The sequence below is a fragment of the Rhodococcus sp. 320_ES genome, assembly GCF_059691855.1.
Genome location: NZ_JCAWAG010000002.1, coordinates 738,638 through 764,036, shown reverse-complemented (window position 1 = coordinate 764,036; position 25,399 = coordinate 738,638). Strand labels below are relative to the sequence as shown.

At 67.1% G+C, this 25,399-nt stretch carries 12 protein-coding genes and 1 tRNA gene; 10 read left to right on the top strand and 3 right to left on the bottom strand.

What is annotated here, in order from left to right; translation table 11 throughout:
* Positions 1–44 precede the first annotated feature (44 nt).
* Genes AC59JP_RS10265 through AC59JP_RS10255 form a run of 3 tightly spaced genes read left to right on the top strand, consistent with a single transcriptional unit; the run spans position 45 to position 17,559 of the window.
* Positions 45–15,956, top strand: a complete 15,912-nt coding sequence (locus AC59JP_RS10265) for an amino acid adenylation domain-containing protein (RefSeq protein WP_497325635.1) — start codon at positions 45–47, stop codon at positions 15,954–15,956.
* Between the two features lie 41 nt (positions 15,957–15,997).
* On the top strand, positions 15,998–17,314 hold the full coding sequence (locus AC59JP_RS10260) for a lysine N(6)-hydroxylase/L-ornithine N(5)-oxygenase family protein (protein ID WP_497325634.1): 1,317 nt from the start codon (positions 15,998–16,000) through the stop codon (positions 17,312–17,314).
* Positions 17,311–17,559: an MbtH family protein gene (locus tag AC59JP_RS10255; protein WP_188547805.1), complete on the top strand. Its 249-nt coding sequence runs from the start codon at positions 17,311–17,313 to the stop codon at positions 17,557–17,559. The genes AC59JP_RS10260 and AC59JP_RS10255 overlap by 4 nt, the downstream gene beginning before the upstream one ends.
* A 13-nt stretch (positions 17,560–17,572) precedes the next feature.
* Here AC59JP_RS10255 and AC59JP_RS10250 read toward each other — a convergent pair whose 3' ends face one another.
* Complete coding sequence (locus AC59JP_RS10250) at positions 17,573–19,024, bottom strand: threonine/serine exporter family protein (RefSeq protein WP_497325633.1); 1,452 nt, start codon at positions 19,022–19,024, stop codon at positions 17,573–17,575.
* Positions 19,025–19,290: 266 nt separating this feature from the next.
* Here AC59JP_RS10250 and AC59JP_RS10245 point away from each other — a divergent pair, with 266 nt between their 5' ends.
* From AC59JP_RS10245 to AC59JP_RS10215, 7 genes are all read left to right on the top strand, one after another.
* A complete protein-coding gene (locus tag AC59JP_RS10245; protein ID WP_497325632.1) occupies positions 19,291–20,442 on the top strand; it encodes a GGDEF domain-containing protein in 1,152 nt (383 codons plus the stop codon).
* Positions 20,443–20,467: 25 nt separating this feature from the next.
* Positions 20,468–20,539, top strand: a tRNA-Thr gene (locus AC59JP_RS10240).
* Positions 20,540–21,294: 755 nt separating this feature from the next.
* A complete protein-coding gene (locus AC59JP_RS10235) occupies positions 21,295–21,636 on the top strand; it encodes an ArsR/SmtB family transcription factor (RefSeq protein WP_497325631.1) in 342 nt (113 codons plus the stop codon).
* Positions 21,636–22,115, top strand: a complete 480-nt coding sequence (locus AC59JP_RS10230) for an SRPBCC family protein (protein WP_497325630.1) — start codon at positions 21,636–21,638, stop codon at positions 22,113–22,115. Before AC59JP_RS10235 ends, AC59JP_RS10230 begins: the two co-directional genes overlap by 1 nt.
* A 20-nt stretch (positions 22,116–22,135) precedes the next feature.
* Entirely contained in the window at positions 22,136–22,738 is a 603-nt protein-coding gene (locus AC59JP_RS10225; protein ID WP_497325752.1) for a maleylpyruvate isomerase family mycothiol-dependent enzyme, read from the top strand.
* 303 nt (positions 22,739–23,041) lie between these two features.
* Complete coding sequence (locus tag AC59JP_RS10220) at positions 23,042–23,512, top strand: hypothetical protein (RefSeq protein ID WP_497325629.1); 471 nt, start codon at positions 23,042–23,044, stop codon at positions 23,510–23,512.
* A gap of 79 nt (positions 23,513–23,591) precedes the next feature.
* Complete coding sequence (locus AC59JP_RS10215; RefSeq protein WP_497325628.1) at positions 23,592–24,212, top strand: DUF305 domain-containing protein; 621 nt, start codon at positions 23,592–23,594, stop codon at positions 24,210–24,212.
* Between the two features lie 251 nt (positions 24,213–24,463).
* On the opposite strand, the gene AC59JP_RS10210 is transcribed toward AC59JP_RS10215, so the two are convergent.
* On the bottom strand, positions 24,464–24,733 hold the full coding sequence (locus AC59JP_RS10210) for a metal-sensitive transcriptional regulator (RefSeq protein WP_497325627.1): 270 nt from the start codon (positions 24,731–24,733) through the stop codon (positions 24,464–24,466).
* A gap of 155 nt (positions 24,734–24,888) precedes the next feature.
* Entirely contained in the window at positions 24,889–25,311 is a 423-nt protein-coding gene (locus tag AC59JP_RS10205) for a DUF302 domain-containing protein (RefSeq protein WP_497325626.1), read from the bottom strand.
* Positions 25,312–25,399 lie beyond the last annotated feature (88 nt).

Sequence of the window (25,399 nt, the reverse complement as noted above, 5' to 3'; positions counted from 1 at the left end):
TAGCCTATCGTTAGTCGGGTTCCACCCCCGACGAACGGATCTCGATGCCGACTCGCACCACCCTCGCGCTGACCGCTGCTCAGACAGAGGTCTGGGTTGCGCATGCGCTGTCGCCGTCGGCATCGCTCTACAACATCACCCTGATCATCGAGGTGACGGGACCGCTCGACATCGAGCGGGTGCGACGCGTCGTGCACAGCACGGTCGACGACGCCGAGACGGTCCACATGCGGTTCGACCTCGACGCCGAGGTGCAGTACCTCCAGCGTGAGGAATGGGAGGTCGAATTCGTCGACCTCTCCGCCGAGTCCGATCCGACGGCCGCCGCGCACGCCTGGATGGAAGCCGATCGCACCACTGCACCCGACCCCTCCGGCCGACTGTTCGCGCAGGCCGTTCTGCGACTCGACGACGAGCGTCACTACTGGTACCAGCGCTACCACCACAGCGTCATCGACGGGTACGGCGTCTCCCTGATCTTCGAGGAGGTGCGGTACCGGTACGACAACGACATCGAATCCAGGCCCCTCGCTTGGTCGTTGGCGCCTCTGATCGATGCCGACAAGGCATACCGTGAGTCGCCGGCCTTCGCGAAGGATCAGGCGTACTGGCTCGGGCGAGTGCTCGATCAACCCGAACCGGCCATGCTCGTGCCGGATGTCCCGGTGACCGGCGAGTCGATCCTCGAGCGGTACGAGCTGAACTTCGAGAGTGCGAACCGGTTGTACGAGTACGGTTCTCGTGAGAATCTGCGGCGAACACGTATCGCGGTTGCCGCCCTGGTGTCGTACATCTCGGCGGCCACCGGACGGTACGACATCGTCCTGTCGTTCCCCACCACCGCGCGAGTCGGTCGGCTCGCTCGCTCGACCCCGTCGATGGCGTCGACCATTCTGCCTGTGCGCGTGCCACTCTCGCCGTCGATGACTCTCGCCGACGTCGGCCGAGCCGTCGAAGCGGCTCTGGTCGGTCTGGTCCGCCACGGGCGGTACCGCGGCGAGGATCTCGCGCGCGCGGTGTCCGAGGCGGACCCCGAACGACGCGTCTTCGGTCCGGGCATCAACGTTCTGATGTTGGCCACGGCCAACACCTTCGGCGGCAGCCCGGCCAAGATGCTGACCCTGCACACCGGTCCCGTGCACGACATCGACTTCACCCTCACCGGTGGGCACGACGGTGAATCGCTGGTGTTCGACCTGCGCGCCAACGCCGGTGTCGAGGCCGAACTGGCCGATCATCGTCGCCGACTCGCTTTCGTTCTCGAGCAGATCGTCGAGCGCCCCGACCGCTCCCTGTCCTCGTTGACGACGATGCCCGCCGACGAGCGCACGTTGATACTCGAGACGTGGAACGACACCGCCGCTCCGACCCGGTCCGAATCCATCCCCGAGCTCTTCGCCGCACAACTCCCCCGCACCCCCGACGCTATTGCCGTCCGGGCTTCCGGGCGGACACTCACCTACCGACAACTGGCCTCTCACGTCGCCCAGTTGGCTCACGCTCTTCTCGGGGCGGGCTTGACACCCGAAGGCGTGGTGGCCATTTCGGTTCCTCGCTCGCCGGAGATGGTGGTCGGCGTGCTCGCCGCAATGGTGGCGGGCGGTGCGTTCGTGCCGCTGGATCCGTCGTGGCCGCAGGATCGGCGCCGTCGGGTGCTCGAGGAGTCGCGCGCTCGGTTCGTGCTCGGTGGGGACGGTATGCCGCTGGACCTGGACGACTGGGCGTACTCGTCGTATTCGGACACGTTGCCGTCGTCGACGATCGAGGGATCGCGTCTGGCGTACGTCATCTTCACCTCCGGTTCCACGGGCACGCCGAAGGGCGCGATGATCCGCCACGAGGCCATCTGCGCGCGTCTGCGGTGGCAGGCGGAGGAGATCCTGGGCTTCGGACCCGGGGACGCCACGTTGTTCAAAGCGCCGCTGTCGTTCGACATCTCGGTCAACGAGATCCTGCTGCCGCTCGTCACGGGCGGCACGGTGGTGATCGCGGACGACGGCGGCGAGAAGGACCCGCAGTATCTCCTCGACACCATCGCCGAGCACGGCGTCACCTTCGTCTATCTGGTGTCGTCGATGCTGGACGTGCTCCTCGACCTCGCGCGCGGCACCGACCGGCTGGATGGATTGATCCACGTGTGGTGCGGCGGTGAGGTTCTGACGCCCGCGCTGTTCCGCCGTTTCCGCTCCCAGATGGCGGCCACGCTCTATCACGGGTACGGCCCCGCCGAGGCCACCATCGGCGTCTCGCACGTCGTCTACCGCGACGATGCCGACCGTATCGCGACCTCCATCGGCCGGCCCAACCCCAACACGCAGCTCTACGTTCTCGATTCGCGTCTGCGGCCGGTCCCGGCCGGCGTCGGCGGCGAGCTGTACGCGGGCGGATTCCTGCTCGGCCGCGGGTACGTCGGCGCACCCGCACTGACCTCGAATCGCTTCGTCGCCAACCCGTTCGGATCCGGCGGCTCCCGCCTCTACCGCACAGGGGACCTCGCACGCTGGATGCCCGACGGCACCCTGGACTTCCTGGGGCGTATCGACAACCAGATCAAGATCCGGGGCATGCGCCTCGAACTGGAAGACGTCGAGGCAGGGGTGTCGTCGCACCCGCAGGTCCGGCACGCCGCCGTCGATCTCCGCGTGACCGACACCGGCGTCAAATACCTGGCTGCCTATGTCATTCCGGACGGGCCCCTGGACGTCTCCACCCTCCAGGCCCACGCAGCGTCCGTCCTGCCCGAGTACATGGTCCCGACCGCGTACGTCGTCCTCGACAGCTTCCCGGTGACCGCAAACGGGAAGCTCGATCGAAAGGCTCTGCCTGAACCGGTCCTCAGCGGCGAGGGAGTGGCCGCGCGCACCGATCTCGAACGCACCGTGTGCGAGATGATGGCATCGGTCCTCGGGGTGAGCGAGATCGGCGTGACCGACGATTTCTTCTCCCTCGGCGGGGACAGCATCGTCGCCATAGCGCTGGTCGGCGCAGCTCGCCGACAGGGGTTCGATCTCGGTGCCCGTGACGTGTTCACCCTGCGCACGGCCGAGGCCATTGCCGCAACCCTCAAAACTCGCAGCGCTACAACGGTGGACGAGGCGGACGAGCCGTACGGCGAGGTTCCCCACACGCCGATCATGGCCCGCACTCGCGGCCGTGGAGGCTTCGTCACGGGATTCCACCAGTCCGTCGTGCTGGACACCACCGATGACCTCTCCACCCTCAACACCGCGCTGAATGCCGTGCTCGAGCGTCACGATGCTCTGCGCGCGCGGCTGACCGACAGCTGGCACCTCGAGATCACCGACCGCGTGGTCACCGACGTGATCGCCGACACCGCAGTCGATCCCGTGACCCGTCTCGACGCGCACGCCGGCGTCATGGTCGCCGGCTCGCTCTCGGGCGGCCGCCTCGCGTTGGCCGTCCACCACCTCGTCGTCGACGGTGTCTCCTGGCGCATTCTTCTCGGTGACCTGGCCGCCGCACTGTCCGGAGCCGCACTACCTCCAGTAGGAACGTCGGTGCGACGCTGGGCGGAGCTGGTGGCCGCAGTCGACGTCGATTCCGAGCTCGACTACTGGCGCGAGATCGCCTCGCACACCGAAGAACCCATCGGGTCCGGCGTTCTCGACGCCACCGAGGCCGACGTCGAGTCGCTCACCGTGACTGCTCCCGACACCCTGACCGCGACGGCCGACGCGTTCCGTACCGGACCGGACACCGTTCTGCTGGCCGCGTTGGAGCGAGCCCTCGGCGCGTGGCTCGGTCGGACACGGATCACCGTCGACGTCGAAGGCCACGGCCGCGACGAAGACCTCGTCGCTGCTCGCGTGGATCTGACGCGCACCGTCGGGTGGTTCACCACCATCTATCCCGTTGTCCTGCAACCCGGTAGCGACACCTCGCACGCCCTGGCCGCATTGAAGGACCGCATCAAGGCGATCCCGTCCGGCGGTTTCGGCTTCGGCATCGCGCGGCACCTGCACCGCGACCCCGTTCTGTCGACCTGGTCCGGCCCGCAGGTCCTCTTCAACTATCTCGGCCGTATGGACGCAGTCGGCGCCGAGTTCAGCGGCGGCAACGACCCCGCGATGCCCGCCGACCACGCACTCACCATCGACGTGATCGCCACGGACGAGGGATTGCGTACCACGATCAGGTGGGCGCGCACGGTGCTGACCCGCGCCGACGTCGACCGCTTCGCCGAACTCTGGACCGACGCACTCGCGACTCCGCCGAGCCGGGTCGTGCTCTCGCCCAGTGACTTCCCGTTCGTGGAGCTGACTGCAGCAGACGTCGAAAATCTCGACGCCGAGGACATCCTCCCCATGACCGCGCTGCAGGAGGGTATCCACTTCCACAGCACGATCGCCGACGGCAACGACCCCTACATCGTGCAGCAGGCCATCCAACTCTCCGGCCCCGTCGATCCCGATACGTTGCGCATCGCAGCGGAACGGCTGGTCGCCCGACATCCCGCTCTGCGCACCGCGTTCCGGGCACTCGGCAACGGCCGGGTGGTGCAGGTGATCGCTCCGTCCGCGACGGTTCCGTTCACCGTTCTGGCCACCGGTGATCCGGACGAGCTCATGCGCTCGGACCGACAGGTCGCGTTCGACCTCGAATCGGCCCCGCTCGTCCGATACACCTACATCGAAGACAGTCGGACCCTGCTCCAGTCGATCCACCACCTCGTCGCGGACGGCTGGTCGGCTCCGATCATGTTGCGCGACATGCTCTCGCTCTACGGCAGCGACGCTCTTCCAGCGGCTCCGTCGCCGGCCCGCTACGCGGAGTGGGCTGCGCGACAGGACCACGCGGCATCGCAGGACGCCTGGCGCGACGCACTGGCCGGTCTAAACGAGACCCCACTTCCGGGGCGCCCCTCACGGCCGGGCACGCACACGAGCACGGTGTCGCTCACCGACACGGACACCGCGGAGCTCATCGCTCGCTCCCGCACCGCCGGCCTCACCATCAGCACTCTCGTGCACGGCGCGTGGGGAATCGTGCTGGGCCGCATGATCGGCCGCGGCGACGTGACGTTCGGGTCCACCGTGTCCGGTCGTGGCGTCGACGTGCCCGGTATCGAATCCATGGTCGGACTGTTCATCAACACGCTCCCCGCACGTCTGCGGTTCCACCCCGACGAGACCGTCGCCGCCGCACTCGCCCGTTGGCAAGGGGAGCAGAGCGGGCTGCTGGCCCATCACCACGTCGGTCTCCCGGACATTGCTCGGATCACCGGTGTGCGAACGATGTTCGAGTCGGCCGTGGTGTTCGAGAACTACCCGCTCGGCGAGGGCGCGGTCAGCGATCCGTCCGGCACCGTCTCGATCACCGGCGTCCGCTTCGACGAAAATCCCGCCTACCCCATCACGATCATCGTCATCCCCGGCGACACGTTGACCATCGAGCTCACAGTCGACACCTCCCGCGTCGATGCGGACACCGCCGACGCGCTCGCAACCGGTATGCAGAAGATCCTCACCGCACCCGCGGACGCGGTGATCGGCCGCATCGCGCTGAGCACTGCAGACCTCGCGCACAGCGGCAAGGTCGTCGATCGCGCGGAGCGCACGCTCGTCGACCTGCTCGACGACCGGCGCCGCGACGACTCCACCGCAGTTCTGTTCCAGGGCACGGCCTTGTCGTACGCCGACCTGCACGCCCGCGCCGATGACTTGGCCGCTGACCTGCGCTCGCGGGGCGTCGGACCGGAATCGGTGGTGGCCGTGCAGATGCCGCGGTCCCTGGACCTCGTTGTGGCCCTCGTCGCGGTGGTGAAGGCCGGTGGCGCGTACCTTCCGATCGACCCGGGATACCCGTCCGAGCGCATCGACTTCATGCTCGCCGATGCGAACCCGGTATGCGTGATCGGTGAGGGCTTGGCCATCACCGGATCCGCGGCACCCGTTGAGCCAGAACAGCTCCATCCCGATCACCCCGCCTACGTTATCTACACGTCCGGATCGACCGGTCGCCCGAAAGGTGTCGTCGCCACACACCGCGGCATTGTCAACCGGCTCGAGTGGATGCACGACGCGACGCCGCTGACGTCGTCCGACCGAGTGCTGCAGAAGACGTCGTCGAGCTTCGACGTGTCCGTGACCGAATTCTTCGGAACCCTCACGGCCGGAGCCACCCTCGTGGTCGCCGAACCGGACGGGCACCGCGACACCACCTACCTCGCCACCCTGATCCGCGACGAGGCGGTCACCTGGGCGCACTTCGTCCCGTCGATGCTGGACGTCTTCCTCGCCGATCCTCTTGCCGCCGACTGCACGAGCCTGCGCGTCGTCGTCTGCAGCGGCGAAGCCCTGCCCGCGGCCACCGCACGCCGATTCGCCGAGGTTCTGCCGCACACTCGCCTGGACAATCTCTACGGCCCCACCGAAGCGGCGGTCGACGTCACTGCGGCACAGGATGTTCGCGGACCGGTCACCATCGGTACGCCCATCTCGAACGTGCGCGTGCTGGTTCTGGATTCGTGCCTCACCCCCGTCGCGCCCGGCACCGTGGGCGAGCTCTACCTCGCCGGCCCCGCCCTCGCACGCGGATACCTCGACCGCCCCGGGGTAAGCAGCACCCGTTTTGTGGCCGCACTCGATGCGCCGGGGGAGCGGATGTACCGCACCGGCGACCTCGTCGTCTGGGACGAATCGCTGCACTACGTGGGCCGCGCCGACGGGCAGGTCAAGGTCCGCGGTATGCGCATCGAGCTCGGCGAGATCGAAGCAGCTCTGCGCGAACATGATTCGGTGGAGCGCGCCGCCGTCGTGGTGCGCAACGACCGCGGCACCGATCAACTGGTCGCCTACGTCGTCGGAGCCTCACTGACGGCCGACCCGTCCGCAGATCTTCGGCAATTCCTCGCGCAGCGGCTTCCCGACTTGATGATCCCCACGACCATTGTGGAAGTCGATTCGTTCCCCACCGGACCCAGCGGCAAGCTGGACAGGAACGCGCTCCCCGCCCCGCAGACGGCCCCGGCCGCGCCCTCGTCCGCCGACGGCCCCGCGCAGACCATCGCCGCCCACTTCGGCGAGATCCTCGGCGACCCTGCCATCGGACCCGACGACGACTTCTTCGCCCGCGGCGGCGACAGTATCCTCGCGATTCGCCTGGTGAATCTGGCTCGTGCGCAGGGCATCACGCTCACACCGCGGCAGATCTTCGAACTGCGGACGCCTCGGGCTCTGGCCGCGGCCGTACCCACCGCGCCGACGGCCGAGACCATCGCCGACGACGGCGTCGGCGCGCTTCGGCCTCTGCCCGCCGTGCACCGCCTGTCCGAATGGTCCGGCAGCACCGACCGTTTCAACCAGGCCGTCCTGTTGACCGTGCCGCCCGCGGCGTTCCCCGAGACACCCGAATCGGCGGTCCGCGCCGTCGTCGACAATCACCCGGCACTGCGCTCGGTGCTGACCCGGCACGCGCCAGGGGTCTGGACGGTGGACGCCGCCGCCGTCGGTGCCCCGGTGTTCCGGCGGGCCGACGATCTCGACATCGAAGCCCAATCCAACTGGGCAGCAGGCCAACTCCGCCCCGAGGCGGGCACCACCGTCGTCGCAGTCTGGTTCGACCGAGGTGACGAGCCGGGCCGCCTGCTCCTCGTGCTGCACCACCTCGTCGTCGACGGGGTCTCGTGGAGCATCCTCACCGAAGACCTCGCAACCGCCTGGATCGCACTCGATTCGAAGCAGACCCTAGTCCTCGAACCCGAGCGCACCACGCTCAAAGCCTTCGGTCGACTCGTCGACGACGACGCTCACCGGCCCGCCCGCATCGCCGAACTCCCGCTGTGGCAGCGGGTGACTGCGCCCGGGGCCCAGCTCGTCGCGTCCGACAACGCGGTCGCTGCCATCGGGTCCGGCGCCCACCGACAGGTCAGCGTCGACGCCGACACCACCCGCGCGCTGCTGACCTCCGTGCCGACGATGATTCGCGGCGACATCACCGACGTGCTGCTCGGCGCGTTCCGCGTCGCGGTGTCACGGTGGTTCGCGCACACCGGCCGCGACCGCGACGCCGACGTCCTGGTCGATCTCGAGCGCCACGGCCGCACCGAACTCGACGCCGACCTGTCGCGTACGGTCGGGTGGTTCACCTCGTTCGTCCCGGTACGTCTGCGTGGACGGGGCGACACCCTGGCCGCGGTCGTCGAGGTCAAGGAACGCCTGCGCGACGCGCCCGACTCTGGTATTGGCTACGGCATGCTGCGCTACGGAAACGCTCGCACTGCAGCTGTTCTCGCGGCCGGTGAACCCTCACAGGTGCTGTTCAACTACCTGGGCCGCATGCCCGCCGCCGGCGACACGGCCTGGATGCCCGCACCCGAATCCGACCGTGTGCAGGCGCATCCCGACGCAGACATGGCCGCCTCTTACCGTCTCGTCGTGAACGTCGTGTGCGAGGACGCCCTGCGCGCCGACTTCGCGTGGTCCACCGACGACCTGACCGAGCGCGACATCGACATCCTGACGCGGGAATGGGTTGCGGCTCTGCAGGAATTGGCCGCGCTCGACGGTCCCCGCATCATCAGTCCGTCCGACGTTCCGTTGGTGGACCTCGATCAGGATGCGCTGGACGACATCGCCGCCCTGGCCCCCACCGGGGTGGAGACCGTGTGGCCCCTGACTCCCCTGCAGGAGGGGTTGTACTTCGAGGCGAGCACCAACGCCACCGACATCTACACCGCTCAGTTCGCGCTCGACATGGGTCACGTCGACATCGAGCGGCTGCGAAAAGCTCTGCACGCGTTGCAGACCCGCCACCCCGCGCTGCGTGCGGGATTCACCGGAACTCCGCCGGTGCAGTTCGTGCCGGTGACGGCCGACGTTCCCATCACGGTCGAGGACGCCATCGGGGCACCCGACTCGGTCGTCGACGACCTGATGCTGCGCGACCGCACCACGCCCTTCGATCTCGCATCGCCGCCGCTGTGGCGCGTCATGGTGATCCGGTTGGCGCCGGACCACGACAGGCTCGTCGTCAACCGCCAGTTCCTGCTGTGGGACGGCTGGTCCAACGGACTGGTGATCGGTGAACTGCTGGCGCTGTACGCCGATTCGACAGCCGCCTCCGCCCCGTCGGATGCGTTCGAGAAGTACCTGCTGTGGTTGCGTGATCGGGATTCCGCCGCCGCCCGGCGCTTCTGGTACGAGGAGTTCGCGGGTCTCGACGAACCCACTCTTGTTGCGCAACGACAGGTTCCGCCGGTGGGCTACCCCGACCGCATCGACACCGTCCTGGACGCCGACACGACGGCAGCGCTCACCGACGCAGCCCGAGGTGCCGGCGTCACCCTGAATGCCGTGGTGTCGGCGGCGCTCGCGCTGACCATCGGCGCAACCGTCGGACGAAGCGACGTGGTCTTCGGCATCACCGACGCCGGCCGTCCGCCCGAGGTCCCCGGCCTCGACACGGCGCCCGGCATGTTCCTGTCCACGGTTCCCGTGCGCGCACGGCTCGACCCGCGCGAGACCGTGGCCGCCCTGGCGCGCAGACTGCAGTCCGAGCGCCTCGATGCGCAGGCCCACGATTTCCTGGGTCTGGCTGCCATTCAACGGGAATCGGCTCACCGACCCCTGTTCGACGTCCTCTACGTGCTGCAGAATTTCGTCGACGAGAAGTCGGTGTCGGCGCTGGAATCGGCACACGACATCAGCGGCGGAACGAGCATCGACCACACGAACTATCCGCTCACCGTGGTGGTGACGCCGGGAACGCGCACCGCGATCAAGTTCGAGTACCGCTCCGAGGCACTCGATCCCGATCGCGTGCAGCACATGCTGGCGCAGTTCGTGCAGCTGCTGACCTCGTTCCCCGAACGTGCCGATACCCCCGCCGCCGCGGCACTGGTCACGAGCCCGCCGCCGCATACCGAGGCGCGAACCATCCCCGACCGGACCATCGCCGAGCTCCTCGTCGACAAGGCCAACGAGACCCCCGACGCCACCGCACTCGTGTTCGGTGACACGGCACTGACGTACCGCGAGTTGTCACTGCGGATCGACCAAGTGGCGCGACTGTTGATCGGGCGCGGCGCCGCCCCGGAAACGGTGGTGGCGCTGGCCCTTCCACGATCCATAGACATGGTGGTCGCGCTGTTCGCGGTGCTGCGCACCGGTGCGGCGTACCTACCGCTCGAGCTCGAACACCCGGATGCGCGGCTGCACACCATCATCGCGGACGCGTCACCCATCGTGCTGCTCACCGAGGCGCCCGAGCGGTTCGCCGCGACCGGAATCGACATGGTGTCGGTGTCGGCCGCCGGTGACGGGGGACTGCTCACCGACGACGAGCTGCGCCGGTTCCGGCCCGGACATAACAGACTTCTGCACCCGGCCTACGTGATCTACACGTCAGGGTCGACGGGAGTTCCGAAGGGCGTCGTCACCCCGTATCTCGGCCTGACCAACATGCAGCTCAACCACCGCGAGGCCATCTTTGCGCCCGTGGTGGCCGCAGCCGGGCGCACGTTGCGCATCGCGCACACGGTGTCGTTCGCCTTCGACATGTCGTGGGAAGAGTTGCTGTGGTTGGTCGAAGGTCATGAGGTGCACATCTGTGACGAGTATCTGCGACGCGACGCCGAGGCTCTCGTCCGATACGCCACCACTCACCGGATCGACGTCGTCAACGTCACGCCCACGTACGCGTCGCACCTGATCGAGCAGGGCTTGCTCGACGCCTACCCACCCGCCCTGGTTCTGCTCGGCGGCGAAGCTGTCGGCGATGCGGTGTGGACCGCTCTCCGTACCACCGACGGAGTGCTGGGCTACAACCTCTACGGGCCAACGGAATACACGATCAATACCCTTGGCGGCGGCACCGACGAGAGCGCCACCCCCACCGTCGGACGTCCCATCTGGAACACCACCGCCTCCGTCCTCGACGGATGGCTCCGACCCGTCGCCGACGGGATTCCCGGTGAGCTCTACGTCTCCGGGGCTGGCGCGGCACGCGGATACCTGGGTCAACCGGGCCAGACTGCCGTGCGATTCGTCGCCGACCCGCTCGGTGACGGCGAACGGATGTATCGCACCGGAGATTTGATGCGGCGCAACCCGTCCGGGCACCACGACTACCTGGGCCGCACTGACGATCAGATCAAGATTCGCGGACACCGCATCGAGCTCGGCGAGATCGAATCCGTTGTCGGCGCAGTGGACGGCGTGCGCAGTGCCGCGGTGATCGTCGACGCCAACCGCATCGTGGCGTACGTGACGCCTGCGCAGCTCGATACCGCTGCCGTCCGCCGGTCCACGGCCGCAGCACTTCCCGACTACATGGTCCCGACCGTGGTGATGGCCGTGGACAGCTTCCCGATGACGGTCAACGGCAAGCTCGACGTCGCCGCACTGCCCGCACCGGAGTTCGAAGCGACGCTCTCACGCGGACCCGCCACCGAGGCCGAGCGCGTGATCTGCGACGTGTTCGCACAGGTGCTCGAGGTCGAGACCGTCGGCGCGCTCGACAACTTCTTCGATCTCGGTGGCCACTCGTTGCTCGCCACCCGCGCCGTCGGCCGGGTCCGCGCCGCTCTCGACGTCCCGGTGACGATCCGTGACCTGTTCGAAGCGCCCACCCCGGAGGCGTTGGCGCAGAACCTCGATCGGCATACCTCGACCGATCGACGCCCCGTGCTGGAGCCGCGCACGCGGCCCGAGCTGGTCCCGTTGTCGTCGGCGCAGAAGCGTCTGTGGCTCATTCAGCAGCTGGACGAGACGTCCACGGCGTACATCATTCCCACCGCCCTGCGCGTGCGGGGAGCGTTCGACCTCGACGCGTTCGAGCAGGCCGTGGCCGATGTGGTGATGCGGCACGAGTCGTTGCGCACGGTCTTCGGATCGGTCGACGGCGAACCGCATCAGATCGTCACCGCGCGCACGCCGGCCGTCGAACGCGACGTCACCGATATCGAGCACTTCGTGGGCCGAGCATTCGATCTCGCTCGTGACATCCCCATTCGCGTTGCGGTGCATCGCATCGGCGACGACGAGCACGTGCTGGTGTTCGTCGTCCACCACATCGCGACGGACGAATGGTCCGACGTGCCGATGCTGCGCGACCTCGTCGCTGCCTACGGTGCGCGGCTGCAGGGCAACGCACCGGAGTTCGCTCCGCTGCCCGTGCAGTACGCCGATTACGCACTGTGGCAACGCGATCTGCTCGGCGACGCGAACGACGCGTCGTCCGTGGCCGGGCAGCAGCTCGCCTACTGGACCACAGCGCTGGCCGCGATCCCGGACGAGGTGTCGCTTCCGGCAGACCGCCTGAGGCCGGCACGGCCCAGCAACGTCGGCGGTGTCGTCGAGTACGAACTGCCGGCGGCAGTGGCCGACGGTGTGCGGCGCATCGCGGCGGACACGGGCAACAGCGTCTTCATGGTGTTGCATGCCGCCACGGTTGCGCTCATCAACAGACTCGGGGGAGCGCAGGACATCCCGCTCGGCGCACCCGTCGCCGGTCGCGGGGAGGAAGGCGTCGAGGACCTCGTCGGCTTCTTCGTCGGAACGGTGGTGCTGCGGACCGATGTGACGGACAACCCCACCTTCGACGCTCTGCTGGCGCGTGTCCGCGAGACAGACCTCGCCGCCTTCGCGCACGCCGACGTACCGTTCGAAACGGTGGTCGACGCCGTGGCGCCGGCGCGTAGTGTGGCGCGAAACCCGTTGTTCCAGATCATGGTCAGCCACCACAACCGCACCGAACAGACGATGACACTGCCCGGCCTCGACATCGAACCGCTGAACACCGACCAGACCACTGCCATCTTCGATCTGGTGTTCGGGTACGCGGAGTACCTGGACACCGGTCGCATCGTGCTCCGTCTCGAGTACGCGGCAGACCTGTTCGATCGCTCCACCGCGCAGACCATCGCCGAGCGGCAGGCACGGTTGCTCGGGGCCGTGGTCGCCGACACGACGACCACCGTTGCCGAGATCGACATGTTCCTTCCCGCCGAGCACGATCAGGTTCTGCACGAGTTCAACCGCACCGACCGCGACGTAGTGGAGGAGTCGCTGATCGACCGGTTCGAATACTGGGTGACCGCCACGCCGGACGCCGTTGCGATCGTCGACGACACAGTCGCCGTCACGTACGCCGAACTCGACGCGCACGCAACGTCTCTCGCCGTGGCCCTCGCCGAGCAGGTGGGCGCGGAATCGATCGTGGGCATTGCGGTACCGCGATCACCGCTGATGGTGGCGGCCACGCTGGCGGTCCTGAAACTCGGCGCGGCCTACCTGCCGCTCGACTTGAAGCACCCGTCCGAGCGCATCTCTTACATGCTCTCCGACTCGGGCGCCGCGGTGGTCGTGACGACGGAGGCCGTGGCGGACCGGGTCCCGAGCGAGCTACCTCGGATCTACGCCGAGGCCGTCCCGGAATCACGACCGACGCTGCCCGCACGACCGGCATCACTGGACCTGGCCGCTTACGTCATCTACACCTCCGGTTCCACCGGAAGGCCGAAAGGCGTTGTCCTGAGCCACGAAGGAATCGGCTCGCTCGTGGCAACCGCGGAGGATCGCATGCGGCTGCACCATGGGTCCACGGTGATGCAGTTCGCGTCACCGGGATTCGACGTCGCCGTCTTCGAATTGTCCATGGCGCTGTGCACCGGGTCGCGGCTGGCGATCATCCCCGACGATGCCCGCGTGGCGGGGCCGGAACTGACCGAGTTCGCGCACCGGCACGGCGTGACACACGCGATCATTCCGCCGTCTTTGATGGCGGCGCTGCCGCCCGGATGTGCGCTGCCCGAGGGGTGCACCGTCCTCGTCGGAACCGAGGCGGTCCCGCCGGCGGTGATCGCGACGTGGAGCGAGCATCTGAATCTGCTGGCCGCGTACGGACTGACCGAAGCCACGGTGAACAACACCCTGTGGCAGGCCGAACCCGGCTGGACGGGCCCGGTCCCCATCGGTGTTCCCGACCCCAACGAGCATGCCTACGTTCTGGATTCGCGGCTGCAGCCGGTGGCGCCCGGTGTCCCGGGGGAGTTGTACATCGGCGGACGCGGACTGGCACGCGGGTACCTCGGGCAGCCGGGGCGCACCGCCGACAGGTTCGTCGCGTGCCCGTTCCGGCCGGGGCGGATGTACCGCACGGGTGACCGCGCGCAGTGGCGTACCGATGGAAACCTCGACTTCCTCGGACGCGTCGACGATCAGGTGAAGATCCGCGGTTTCCGAGTGGAGCCGGGCGAAGTCGTCGCCGCTCTCGCGCAGCACCCGGATGTGAATCAGGCTGCGGTGGTGGTCAACTCCGCGCGGCTGATCGGGTACGTGACGCGCACCGCCGGTGTCGAGGACCTCGACGGATCCGACGTGCGCGCCTTCGTCTCCGACGTCGTCCCCGACTACATGGTTCCGTCGATCGTCATGGTGCTCGACGGATTGCCGCTGACTCCGAACGGAAAGCTCGACCGCGCCGCGCTCCCCGAGCCACAGTTCTCGACCGGGTCGACGCAACCCCGCACCGACACCGAGCGCCTCCTGGCGGGGATCTTCGCGGCCGTTCTCGCTGCTCCGTCGGTGGGGATCGAGGACAACTTCTTCGATCTCGGCGGTCACTCCATGGCGGCCATGCAGGTGGTGGGCAAAGCGCGCGCACTCGGCCTCGAGGTTGCCGTGCGGGACGTCTTCGATGCTCCGTCGGTCGCCGAGCTGGCCCTGCGTGTGGTCACCACGTCGTCGAGTCCGACCCTGGCGCGCCGCGAGCATCCCGATCTCCGAGTGCTGGCCCCGGCTCAAGTCACCCACCTGCGTCGAGAGAACGGGTCCGCGGATCACGCTCTGGCGCTGTACCGTTCGGCCGACCTACCGCGCCCCGACGCGGACGTCCTGGCTGCGGCGGTCGCCGACGTCGCCGCACGACACGAGCCCCTACGGTCCGTGTTCGTCGACGGCGGTGTTCGGCTGACCGGCACCACCCGGCTCGAAACCGTCGACGTCGACGGTGACATCGGCCGCCGGGCCTTCGAGATCGCGCAGGAGGCACGCGATCTCACGACGCACACCGGACTGCGCGTCGTACTCCTCGACAACGGCCACGAGCAGGTGCTGTTGCTGGTCATGCACTATCTTGCGGTCGACGAATGGTCTGTCGTTCCGTTGGTTCGGGACCTGTTGTGGGCCAACGAGTCACGAGGGCGCGGTGAGGTACCGTCGTGGCCCGCGCTTCCCGTCGAGTACAGCGACTACGCGCAGTGGGCCGCGGACTCCGTCGACACGGATTCGTTGCCGTGGTGGTCCGATGCCCTACGCGGGATGCCCGCCCGAGTCGAGTTGCCGTGGGCGACTGGCCAGCAGGTGACGGGCCAGCGGGTGACCGGAACGGACGCGATACTTCTCGACATCGATGCCGACCGCCACCGGCGCATCGACGAGGTGGCCGCGGCGACCGGCACCAGCCTCTACATGGTGCTGCACACGGCGTTCGCGATGGCCGTGGCCGAGGTCACGGGATGTGCCGATCTCCCCATCGCGGTTCTGACGTCGGGGCGCGGTCCGGACGAGGTCGACGACGTGGTCGGCTGCTTCGGAGACCTGATCCCGATCCGCACCGATACATCTACTCGCGACGTCCTGCAGGGGGTTCGGTCCTCCACTCTCGCCGCTCTCGACCACGCCGGCCCGGCCTATGCCGACATCGTGGACGCGGCGGGACTGCCGGAGCTTCTGCGTCCGCAGCTGTCGGTCGTCCATCACCAGCAGGCCGAACTCGGCAGCGCGGGAACGACATTGGGAACAATCCTGCCAATCCCGGTGGGCGCACCACTGTCCGATCTGACGCTCACGTTCCACGAACCGCCCGGCGACGGACCGGTGTTCGCGCAGGTGCTGTTCCCGCTCGGGGGCGTCGACCGCCGGGCGGTGGAGGCGTTCGCGCACAGACTGATCGGTCTGATCGACGAGGTTGGCAGGGAGGGCAACGGAGGTTAGGCTTGCCTCTGTTGTACCCCTGGAAGAACGGATGGATCGCGATGACGGTATTCGATGTGGTGGGCGTGGGTTTCGGACCGGCCAACCTCGCTCTGGCCATTGCGATCGAGGAACACAACGAGACCGCCGCGCCCGCGGACCGCATCACCGCGGCGTTCGTCGAGCGTCAGGCCCAGTTCGGCTGGCACCGGGGCATGCTGCTCGACGGTGCCACGATGCAGATCGCGTTCCCCAAGGATCTCGCGACCTTCCGTAACCCGCGCAGCTCGTACAGCTTCTTCAACTACCTCTTCGAGAAGGAACGGCTGGTCGATTTCGTCAACCACCAGACGTTCTTCCCCACCCGGCACGAGTTCCACGACTACCTGTCCTGGGCCGCAGGTCGCGTCGGCGCCGACGTTCGGTACGACACCACCGTCTCCTCCGTCGATCCCGTCGAGGACGGCCGGTTGCTCGACGTGCGGTGCAGCGACGGGACCGTCCTGCGCGCTCGCAACGTCGTCGTCGGCGCGGGACTGAAGGAGCGCATCCCCGAGTGGGCCACCCGATCGCTGCGCTGCTTCCACAATCATCAGTTCCTGCACCGCATGGCCGAGCTGCCCCAGCCGACCCACAACCGCTTCGTCGTGCTGGGCGCCGGCCAGAGCGCCGCCGAGGTGGTGCAGTACCTGCATCGCGAGTTCCCGCGAGCCGAGGTGCACAGCGTCTTCTCTCGGTACGGATACAGCCCGGCCGACGACAGCCCGTATGCCAACCGCATTTTCGACCCGTCGGCCGTCGACGAGCTGCACCGTTCCCCGGACGACGAGCGTGCGCGCTTGCTCGCACTGCACCGCAGCACCAACTACTCCGTGGTCGACATCGAGCTCATCGACGAGCTCTACCAGACCGAATACCGGGAACGGGTGAGTGGACGTCGTCGACTCTTCATGCGTCGCGCATCCGACGTGCGCTCCGCCGTCGAGACCGCGGACGGCATCGAGGTGTCGATCGTCGACCGGATCGACGGCATCGCCGAGACCGTCGATTGCGACGCGTTGATCCTCGCGACCGGGTTCACTCCGACGCCGCTGGGCGCCATTTTCGGTGACCTGGTGCCCGAAGCCCCGGAGCAGCTACACGTGCAACGCGACTACCGACTGGTAACGTCGTCGCCGGTCACGGCAGGCATCTACCTGCAGGGCGGCACGGAACGCACCCACGGAATCACCGCGTCCCTGCTCTCCAACGTGGCCGTACGGGCGGGGGAGATCCTCGGCTCGGTGATCGCCTCCCTCGGCGAACACCGCGAAGTTGCTAAGGTCGACTCCACGCTCCAACAGGCCAACACGACGTTTGCAGTAAGTGAGGCACGATGAGTACCAACCCGTTCGACGACGAAGACGGCCGTTTCTACGTTCTGGTCAACGACGAGGACCAGCATTCGCTGTGGCCGACGTTCGCCGAGGTGCCGCAGGGCTGGCGCGTTGTTTTCGGCGAAGAGAGCCGCGCCGCATGCCTCGAGTACGTCGAGAAGAACTGGACCGACATGCGTCCCCGCAGCCTGCGTGAGGCCATGGAAGAGGACGCCGCGGGCCGCCACCGCGTCGACAACCCGTCGTAATCGGCTAGGGCGCCTAGCGCCACCTGTTTCGTTTCGCACGCGCCGAATCGCTGTTGCTCCGCCTGAAGATGGGCCGGACCAGCGATTCGGTGCGTTGCATTATGCGGGGCCGCCGCAGTGTTCGTGCGCCCCATTCACCCAGCGTGACGCCTCCCGCGAGCGCGCCTCCGGTTCCCACCGCCGCCAGCAGCGAGCTCAGTCCGAGCAGCGTCTGATCCGACAGCAGCGCGAACAATCCCCGGTACACCGACAGACCCGGCAGCAGCGGCGTGATTCCCGCGACAGCCACGATGAGCGGTGGGATCAGCGCGCGACGGGCCATCAGACCACCGGCGAAACCCACCACGGTGGCCGCGACCGCGGCTGCGAGCACCGGTCCGAAGCCGATCTGCTGGGCCACCAGGAACACCAGGGCTCCGGCGAAACCGCCGATGAAGCCCGCGGTGAGGGCACGGCGCTCTGCGTAGCAGGCCAGGGCGTAGAAGAGTGACGCGAACGCACCGGCCAGGATCTTGGTGGGCAGCTGGGCTATGTCCGGCGGCGCCGCGTTGCTCAGGATAGGGAGTTCGGCACCGAGGAGCGCTGCGATGCGCAGACTGGTGGCCACGCCGGCGATGATTCCGCCGGTCATCATCATGAGTTCGAAAAACCTAGCGGCAGCCGTGATCGGCGCCCCCGTGATGGCGTCCTGCACCGAGCCGACCAGCGACAGACCCGACAGCAGCACCGTCACCCCGGCCGCGATGACCTGCGACGGCGATATCTGCACGCCGAGCTGATCCTGGAAGTTGTAGAGCGTCAGAGCCGGAGCCGACGCGATCAGGCCGCCCACCACCTGCTGGAAGAAGAACGGTAGGCCTGCCCTGTTCAGGACGCGTCCGACCCGGTCGATCACCATCGTCGTCAGGAAGCTCACCAGCGCGACCAGCAGCCCACCACCGAGCAGGACGGAGATCGCCGCAGCCATCCCCGACCACGCCAGCGTCGCGATCCAGCGGTTGTACGGGTGGGGAGCTCGGATGATCTCCGTCAGCTCCGCGAGAGCTTCCTTCGGCGTCGGGACTTCCACGCGGATCTTGCGGGCCAGCGCGTCCACGTCGGCGAGTCGTGTGAAATCCATCGAGCGGTATTGCACGATGCGCATCGTGCTCGCCGGCGGCAGCGTCGGGCCGCGGTAGGCGCTGATGACGATCGAGTTGTAGGTGACGTCGACGTCGCAGCGATTGAGTCCGTAGGTCGACGCGACGAACAGAACTTGGTTGGCGGTGTCGATCGCGCCCGTCCCCGCCGCGAGGTTCACCTCGCCCATCCGCAGAGCGAGATCCAGAACTTCCGTGACGCTGGCGTCGTCGGTCAGGTCGATCGGCTGCAGGGGGCTCGGAGCACCCATCGCGGTGTCGACGATCGCGCGTCGCTCGCCCGTCAGCCTGCTGAGCGTCGAGCCCATGTCCTGAAGGAAACCCATACCCCGCTCGGTTCGCTCGTGTTCGTGGTTCCCGACGAAGGTACCGGGTGTGGGTGGCCTGTCCGGTTCGAGGTGTTGGGCGGCGGTGCACGCAACTGCGAAGTGCGTTGAGGCAGAAACCGTCTCAACGTTTGTTGCATTAATGGGTTCAAGCTTTTTGTTCGAATAATCGTCGCTTAGCAGGGATGTGTGAATACGATGCGAACAAATGGTGGAGCGGGGGCCCGCTGAGCACAATGCCCGTCATCGATGCAAGGCTGAGTTGAGTGCGCGTTCTCCGTGAATGGTGGTCCTCGGACATCGACTACGCGTGGGTCGCCAATTACCACCGCACCCACGCCTACCTCAGTTCTGCTCCCTACCTCATCGCTCTGGCGTCATTGTTGCTTGCGGTGAAAACGGTCACGGACATGATGACCTGGCGGGCGCAGGGCAACAGTGGTCCCCAGACGTTCGTGTATCTGGCCGCGACCGCCGTGTCGATCGTTCTGGCCGTCATCTGGCTGCGCGGCAGGTTCCTCACCCGCAACGGCTCCCTTCGCTTCGTCATCGTCAGCGACGTCACCATCGCAGCCGTCCTTCTCGTGCACGCACCGTCGCAGTCCGCGGTGCTCTCGTCCGCTTTGCTCGTCACGGTCGGCAGCTACGCCAACGCGTTTCACGGTGTCCGCGTCTTCGTCGTTCACGAGATCTGGGTGGTCGGCGTCGCCCTCGCCCTGTTCGCACGGCTGGTCATCTCCACCGACGTGGGCATGCCACAAGCCGTGTCCACCCTGATCACGGTGCTCGTCGTCATGTTCGGTGCCTCCCCCCTCAACCACCTGTTCTTCACCGCTCTGCGCGACGACGCCGCCCGCGCGTTCTACGACCAACTCACCGGGCTGCGCAACCGACGCGGCCTGCTCGTCGACGTGCGGTCGATGCTGCGCGACGCGCGACTCGCACCCGGGGCCGACGAGACCGTCGTCTCCGCCGTCTGTCTCGACATCGACGCCTTCAAATCCGTCAACGACCGCTTCGGCCACACCATCGGAGACGAGGTCCTGCGCCGCGCCGCCGAGCGCATCGGCCGGGCGTCTGCCGACGCCGTGTCCGCCCGTACCGGGGGCGAAGAATTCTTGGTGGTCGCGGTCGGCGACGCAGAACGCGGCGCCGCTATCGCCGACGAACTGCTGCGGGCCATCAATCGAACCGACGACAGAGCACCGGTCTCGGCCTCCATCGGTGTGGCGTCGATTCCCCTCGACAGCGCCGGCGGCGACACCGCGGAGGTGTTGAACACCCTGCTCGACCGCGCTGACACGGCCATGTACGAATCCAAACGCCAGGGCGGAAACCGCATCTGCATCGCCGACCCGCAGCCGCCGGCCGACCATGACGGGGTGGGCGGACGCCGAGCCGGTGAGGCCTCGTTATGATGGTCGCGCCCGGTTGCCCGGGCACGCCTCCTTAGCTCAGTGGTAGAGCACTCGCCTTGTAAGCGAGCGGTCTTCGGTTCAATCCCGAAAGGAGGCTCCGATAAGCCTCTGAGCAGCACAAACAGCCTCTCGAGCACCGAATTATTCGCCCGAATTAGGGCACATCCCATGCGTTCGCCCAGGTCCGCGACGGTTCGCCGTCGTCTGGTGACCTGGGTTTTCTTAGGTTCTAGGGCTCGGTGTCACAGAATGTCACAACTCATCCATAACTCCTCCAGTGGACGCGGGTGGATTCAGGTGCACGTGTGCGAACGTATGCCAAGTGCGACGTATCAGCGGGTTCTGGACTTCCAGGGACGTCGGTGAACGGGACCGCTCGCTTACTTTAGCTGGCCTCCCTGACTCGGACGTGGGTGAACGGGTGCGAACGCTCTCCGCTTGTTCCGCCTCGATCGAGCGGGTCTATCGCGTCGAGAAATCACCTGATCGCCGTGTGCTGTTGTCCTGCTCACGCTTTGAGGTCGAAGGCGCCGCCGAGAGTTCTTTCGGAGCAACCGGTCGGCCAAGTTGCGTTGGTAGTGAACCTAGACTGCTGGGCGAGAACTCACCTGTGTGGCTTCGAGAAGCACTGAAACGCAACGGGTTCTGACGTCCGACGTTACGGACTGGCGCGCCCTCGGGCCCGTCAGGATGAACGGCGACACCTGAACTCCGGGTGGGTGACTCGATGCCGCAACGCAAGGGTTCGTCGGCACGCTCGACGATGGTTCAGGCACGGTGTAGCGCGAGACGAGACATGTGTTCGAGCGAGCCCTTGACACCACCCTATCGGTAAGTGAAGAGTTACCGTTCGTGACGGCTGACCGACCGACCATGACGGCGTGGGACGTACTGGGCGATGAGTCCCGGCGCGAGATTCTCACCCTGCTTACCGTCGGCCCGCTGCCGGTCGGGGAACTGGCCGACCGGCTACCGATCACTCGGCCCGCGGTCTCGCAGCATCTTCGAATTCTCAAGGAGGCCGGGTTGGTGGTCGACGAGGAGCGCGGCACCCGGCGGATCTATTCGGTCGACTCCGTTGCGCTGTCGGCCTTGCGCGATCAGCTGGACACGTTCTGGGGACGCACCCTGGCCGCGTTCGGCGAAACTGTAGATCTGTTGCAGCACAACGATTTCGATGACGGGGGTAAGTGATGACCGATACCAGCGTTCGCCGCACGGTCACTGTTCCTGTTCCGCCGGAGACCGCGTTCGCAGTCTTCACCGGTCGACTCGGCGACTTCAAACCGCCGGAGCACAACCTGCTCTCGGTGCCGATCGCGCAGACGGTCCTCGAGCCGAGGGTCGGTGGTTCGATCGTCGACCGCGGCACGGACGGCAGCGAGTGCCGTTGGGCGCGAGTGCTGGTCTTCGACCGTCCCGAGCTGCTGGTCTTCAGCTGGGATATCGGACCCACTTGGCAGATCGAGACCGACCCGACTCGAACCAGCGAAGTCGAAGTGCGGTTCGTCGCCGACGGTGACACGTCGACTCGTATCGAGCTCGAGCATCGCCATCTCGATCGTCACGGCCCCGGCTGGGAAGCGGTGCGCGACGGCATCGGCGACGACACCGGCTGGACCCTGTATCTCAGCCGGTATGCTGACCTCTCCGCGCCCGGGGGCACATTGTGACCGCCGATTCGCCGCTGGAGATGGCGACGCGCGAACGCGAGGACCTTGCCGACTATCTTGCGTCGCTGACGCCGCAGCAATGGGCCTCGCCGAGCCTGTGCACGGGGTGGAGTGTCAAAAATGTTGTGGCACATATGATTAGCTACGACGAGCTCGGTGTCGGCGGACTGATCGGGCGGTTCGTCAAAGGCCGTGTCGTCGACGCCAACGAGGCTGGCATGCGTGAGTACAGCGCACTCTCCGACACCGAACTGCTCGACTTCCTCCATTCGCACACCCGCCCGAAGGGACTGACCGCCGGACTCGGGGGAATGATCGGACTCGTCGACGGCACCATCCATCACCAGGACATCCGCCGCGCGCTCGGCGACCCTCGCAGCATCCCCCACGACCGGTTGGCCGTGGTGGTGCCGTCGATCCCGTCAAACCCACGACTGGGTGCGCGCAGGCGCATCCGCGGCCTGACGATGCGCGCGACGGACATCGAGTGGACGCACGGGCGCGGCCCCGAAGTCGTCGGGACCGCCGAAGCGCTGATGATGGCGATGTCCGGACGCGCTGATGCCATGAGCGAGCTCGACGGGGCCGGTGCGTCCACCCTCGCGTCTCGACAGCCCGGCTGACCTCTGATTTAGTCCACGCTGTCTCGCGCATATTGCACGCGCCGGTTCAATACTCATGCAGCGAGGGAGGGTGACCCCCTGCGGAGGCCCCACTACGCGACGGTTGGGGACGGTACGGCTCTCCGGTTCGGTGCACCCGGGCATCTTCGAACCTGCGTTCGAAATCCTGCGTTGTCCTGCAAGGGCGTTGAGATGGATCAAGGGTTCTCTGCACGCAGCCCAGCGCAGTGGAGCCCAGTTCGCCGGCGCCGGGCCGCGAGACGGCGTGATTACCCCCTGGGGGTATTGGGTAGACTCGGCCGGGTGAAACGCCTCCATCCGAGTAGTCGGCGACGCTGGTTCTCGGCGCTCGTGGTGCTGCTGGGCACGGTGGTCGGCGTGGTGTTGATGCATTCGGTGGTGACGATGCCCGCAGCCTCCTCGCACGAGGGTATGAGCACGGTCGCCGCCGCGATGCCGAGCGTCGGCCATGACAGTCACGGATCCGTGGCTCCCAAGGTTGCCCTCGATCGTCGTCACGACGTCGGTGAACACGACGCCGTGTCCGGGGAGCGGGTCCGTGGGCTTCCGTGTCCGGGTGGCCACGACATGATGCACCCGTGCGTGGGAACGATGTCGTCGTGGCCGGCGTTGACGGCGCCGGCTGCTGTGATCGGACGCGTGACCTCCGACAACACGAGCGCCGGGAGCCGATGTGCCGCGACGGCGGCTCTCAGCCGAGCTCCACCCTGTCCAATCCCCTCGTTGGACAGATCGGTGATGCTGCGCGTGTGACAGGGAGCCCGGGGCTGCGCTCCGGCTGAGCGAACACAGCTCGATCCCCCTCTGTCACAACGCAACAGGAGACTTCACCATGCACACGAAAACCAGAACAGCCACCGCCCTCGCCGCCGCAGCGATTGGGGTGATGATCGTCGCCGGGTGCAGCGACGACGGTTCCAGCACCTCGATGGAGGGTCACTCGATGGGCTCGTCCACCTCCGCGTCAACGACGGCGGGAGCCGCTCAGTTCGGCGACGCCGACGTCATGTTCGCCTCGATGATGTACCCGCACCACGCCCAGGCTGTAGAGATGGCCGCGATTGTCGATGGCCGGACCACGAACCCGGATGTGATCGCTCTGGCCGGTGAGATCGAGAGTACGCAGAAACCCGAGATGGACGAGCTCACCTCATGGCTCGGCGAGTGGGCGCAGCCCGCGCCGTCGGCCGACATGGGGTCGATGGGCGGGATGGACCACACTTCCGGATCCGGGATGATGTCGGCGCAGGACATGGATTCGTTGATGACCCTCTCGGGTGCGGACTTCGACCGCCAGTGGCTCACGATGATGATCGAACATCACCAGGGTGCGGTCACGATGGCGCAGACCGAGATCGCGGACGGAACCAATCCCGACGCGATCGCGTTGGCCGCGACCATCGTGGAGACGCAGAACGCCGAGATCGCCCGGATGCAGCAACTTCTCGGCTGATACCGGGCGTCGCTCCGAACCGAGCTGCGCGGCAGAACAGCAGCCCCGCACCACACGGCGCGGGGCTGCTGGTGTCTCCGGGCGGCAGACGACCCGCCATTGCAGACCAATAGCGAATCCGCCGGTCCGTGAAAGCTGTTGACGAACAACGGCTCACGGCCCACTATGGCCACCTGGTCGTGTGTGCTCGATGGTTTCGGGGCGGACTTTATAACGGTGAGCTGAACGGTCAGCGAACTGGACGGTCGCGCTCAGGCGAGTGCGAGAAACAGCTTCTCGAGTTCCGCTTCCGTCATGGGTTCCCTGTCGTCGGCGGTGGCGCCGGTCATGCATTCCCGCAGTCCGGTGGCGACGATCTTGAATCCTGCTTTGTCGAGTGCGCGGGACACTGCTGCGAGTTGGGTGACGACGTCCTTGCAGTCGCGGCCGTTCTCGATCATCGAGATGACGCCGGTGAGTTGGCCGTTGGCGCGGCGGAGTCGGTTGAGTACGAGTTCGATGCTGTCCGCGTCGCCGATCATGGTGGTGCCCCTGTTCAGTGGTGTCGATGTCGTGTCCCATGGTACCCCTGGGGGCATTTGAGCTGTCGGTACTTCACTTGCGACAGCAGACACTTGGTCAGCAGGCGGCGTCCAGGCTCCGACGACAGCGCCGAGGGCCGGCCCCAGTGCCAGCGTCATCGGGTCTGGGTGTCCCCGTCGCCGCCGAGTGCGGTGATCGCGGCGCGCAGCATGGTCGCGGCGTCGCGGGCGACGTCGCCGAGCGCGGGCTCACCGGTCGCGGCGACCATGATGTCGGGGTTCATGGCATCGACGATGATCGAACCGGCGTTGTCCGGATCCTCGCGGACGACGACGTTGCACGGAAGCAGCAGGCCGATCTGACGCATGACGCCGACCGCACGGTGGGCCAGCGGCGGGTTGCATGCGCCGAGGATCAGGTAGCGCTCCATGTCCTCGCCGAGCTTGGCTTTCAGGGTGGCCTGCATGTCGATCTCGGTGAGCACACCGAATCCCTGCTCTGCGAGGGCGTCGCGGGTGCGCTGGACGGCGGTGTCGAAGTCGGTGTCGGTCAGGGTGGTGGTCAGGGCGATGCTCATGAGGGTGGTTCCTTCCGTTGGCGGTGCGTTAGTTCAGGTGATGGGGAGTCTGGTGCTGTGGGGAGAGTTGCCCGCGGCCGGTGGTGCG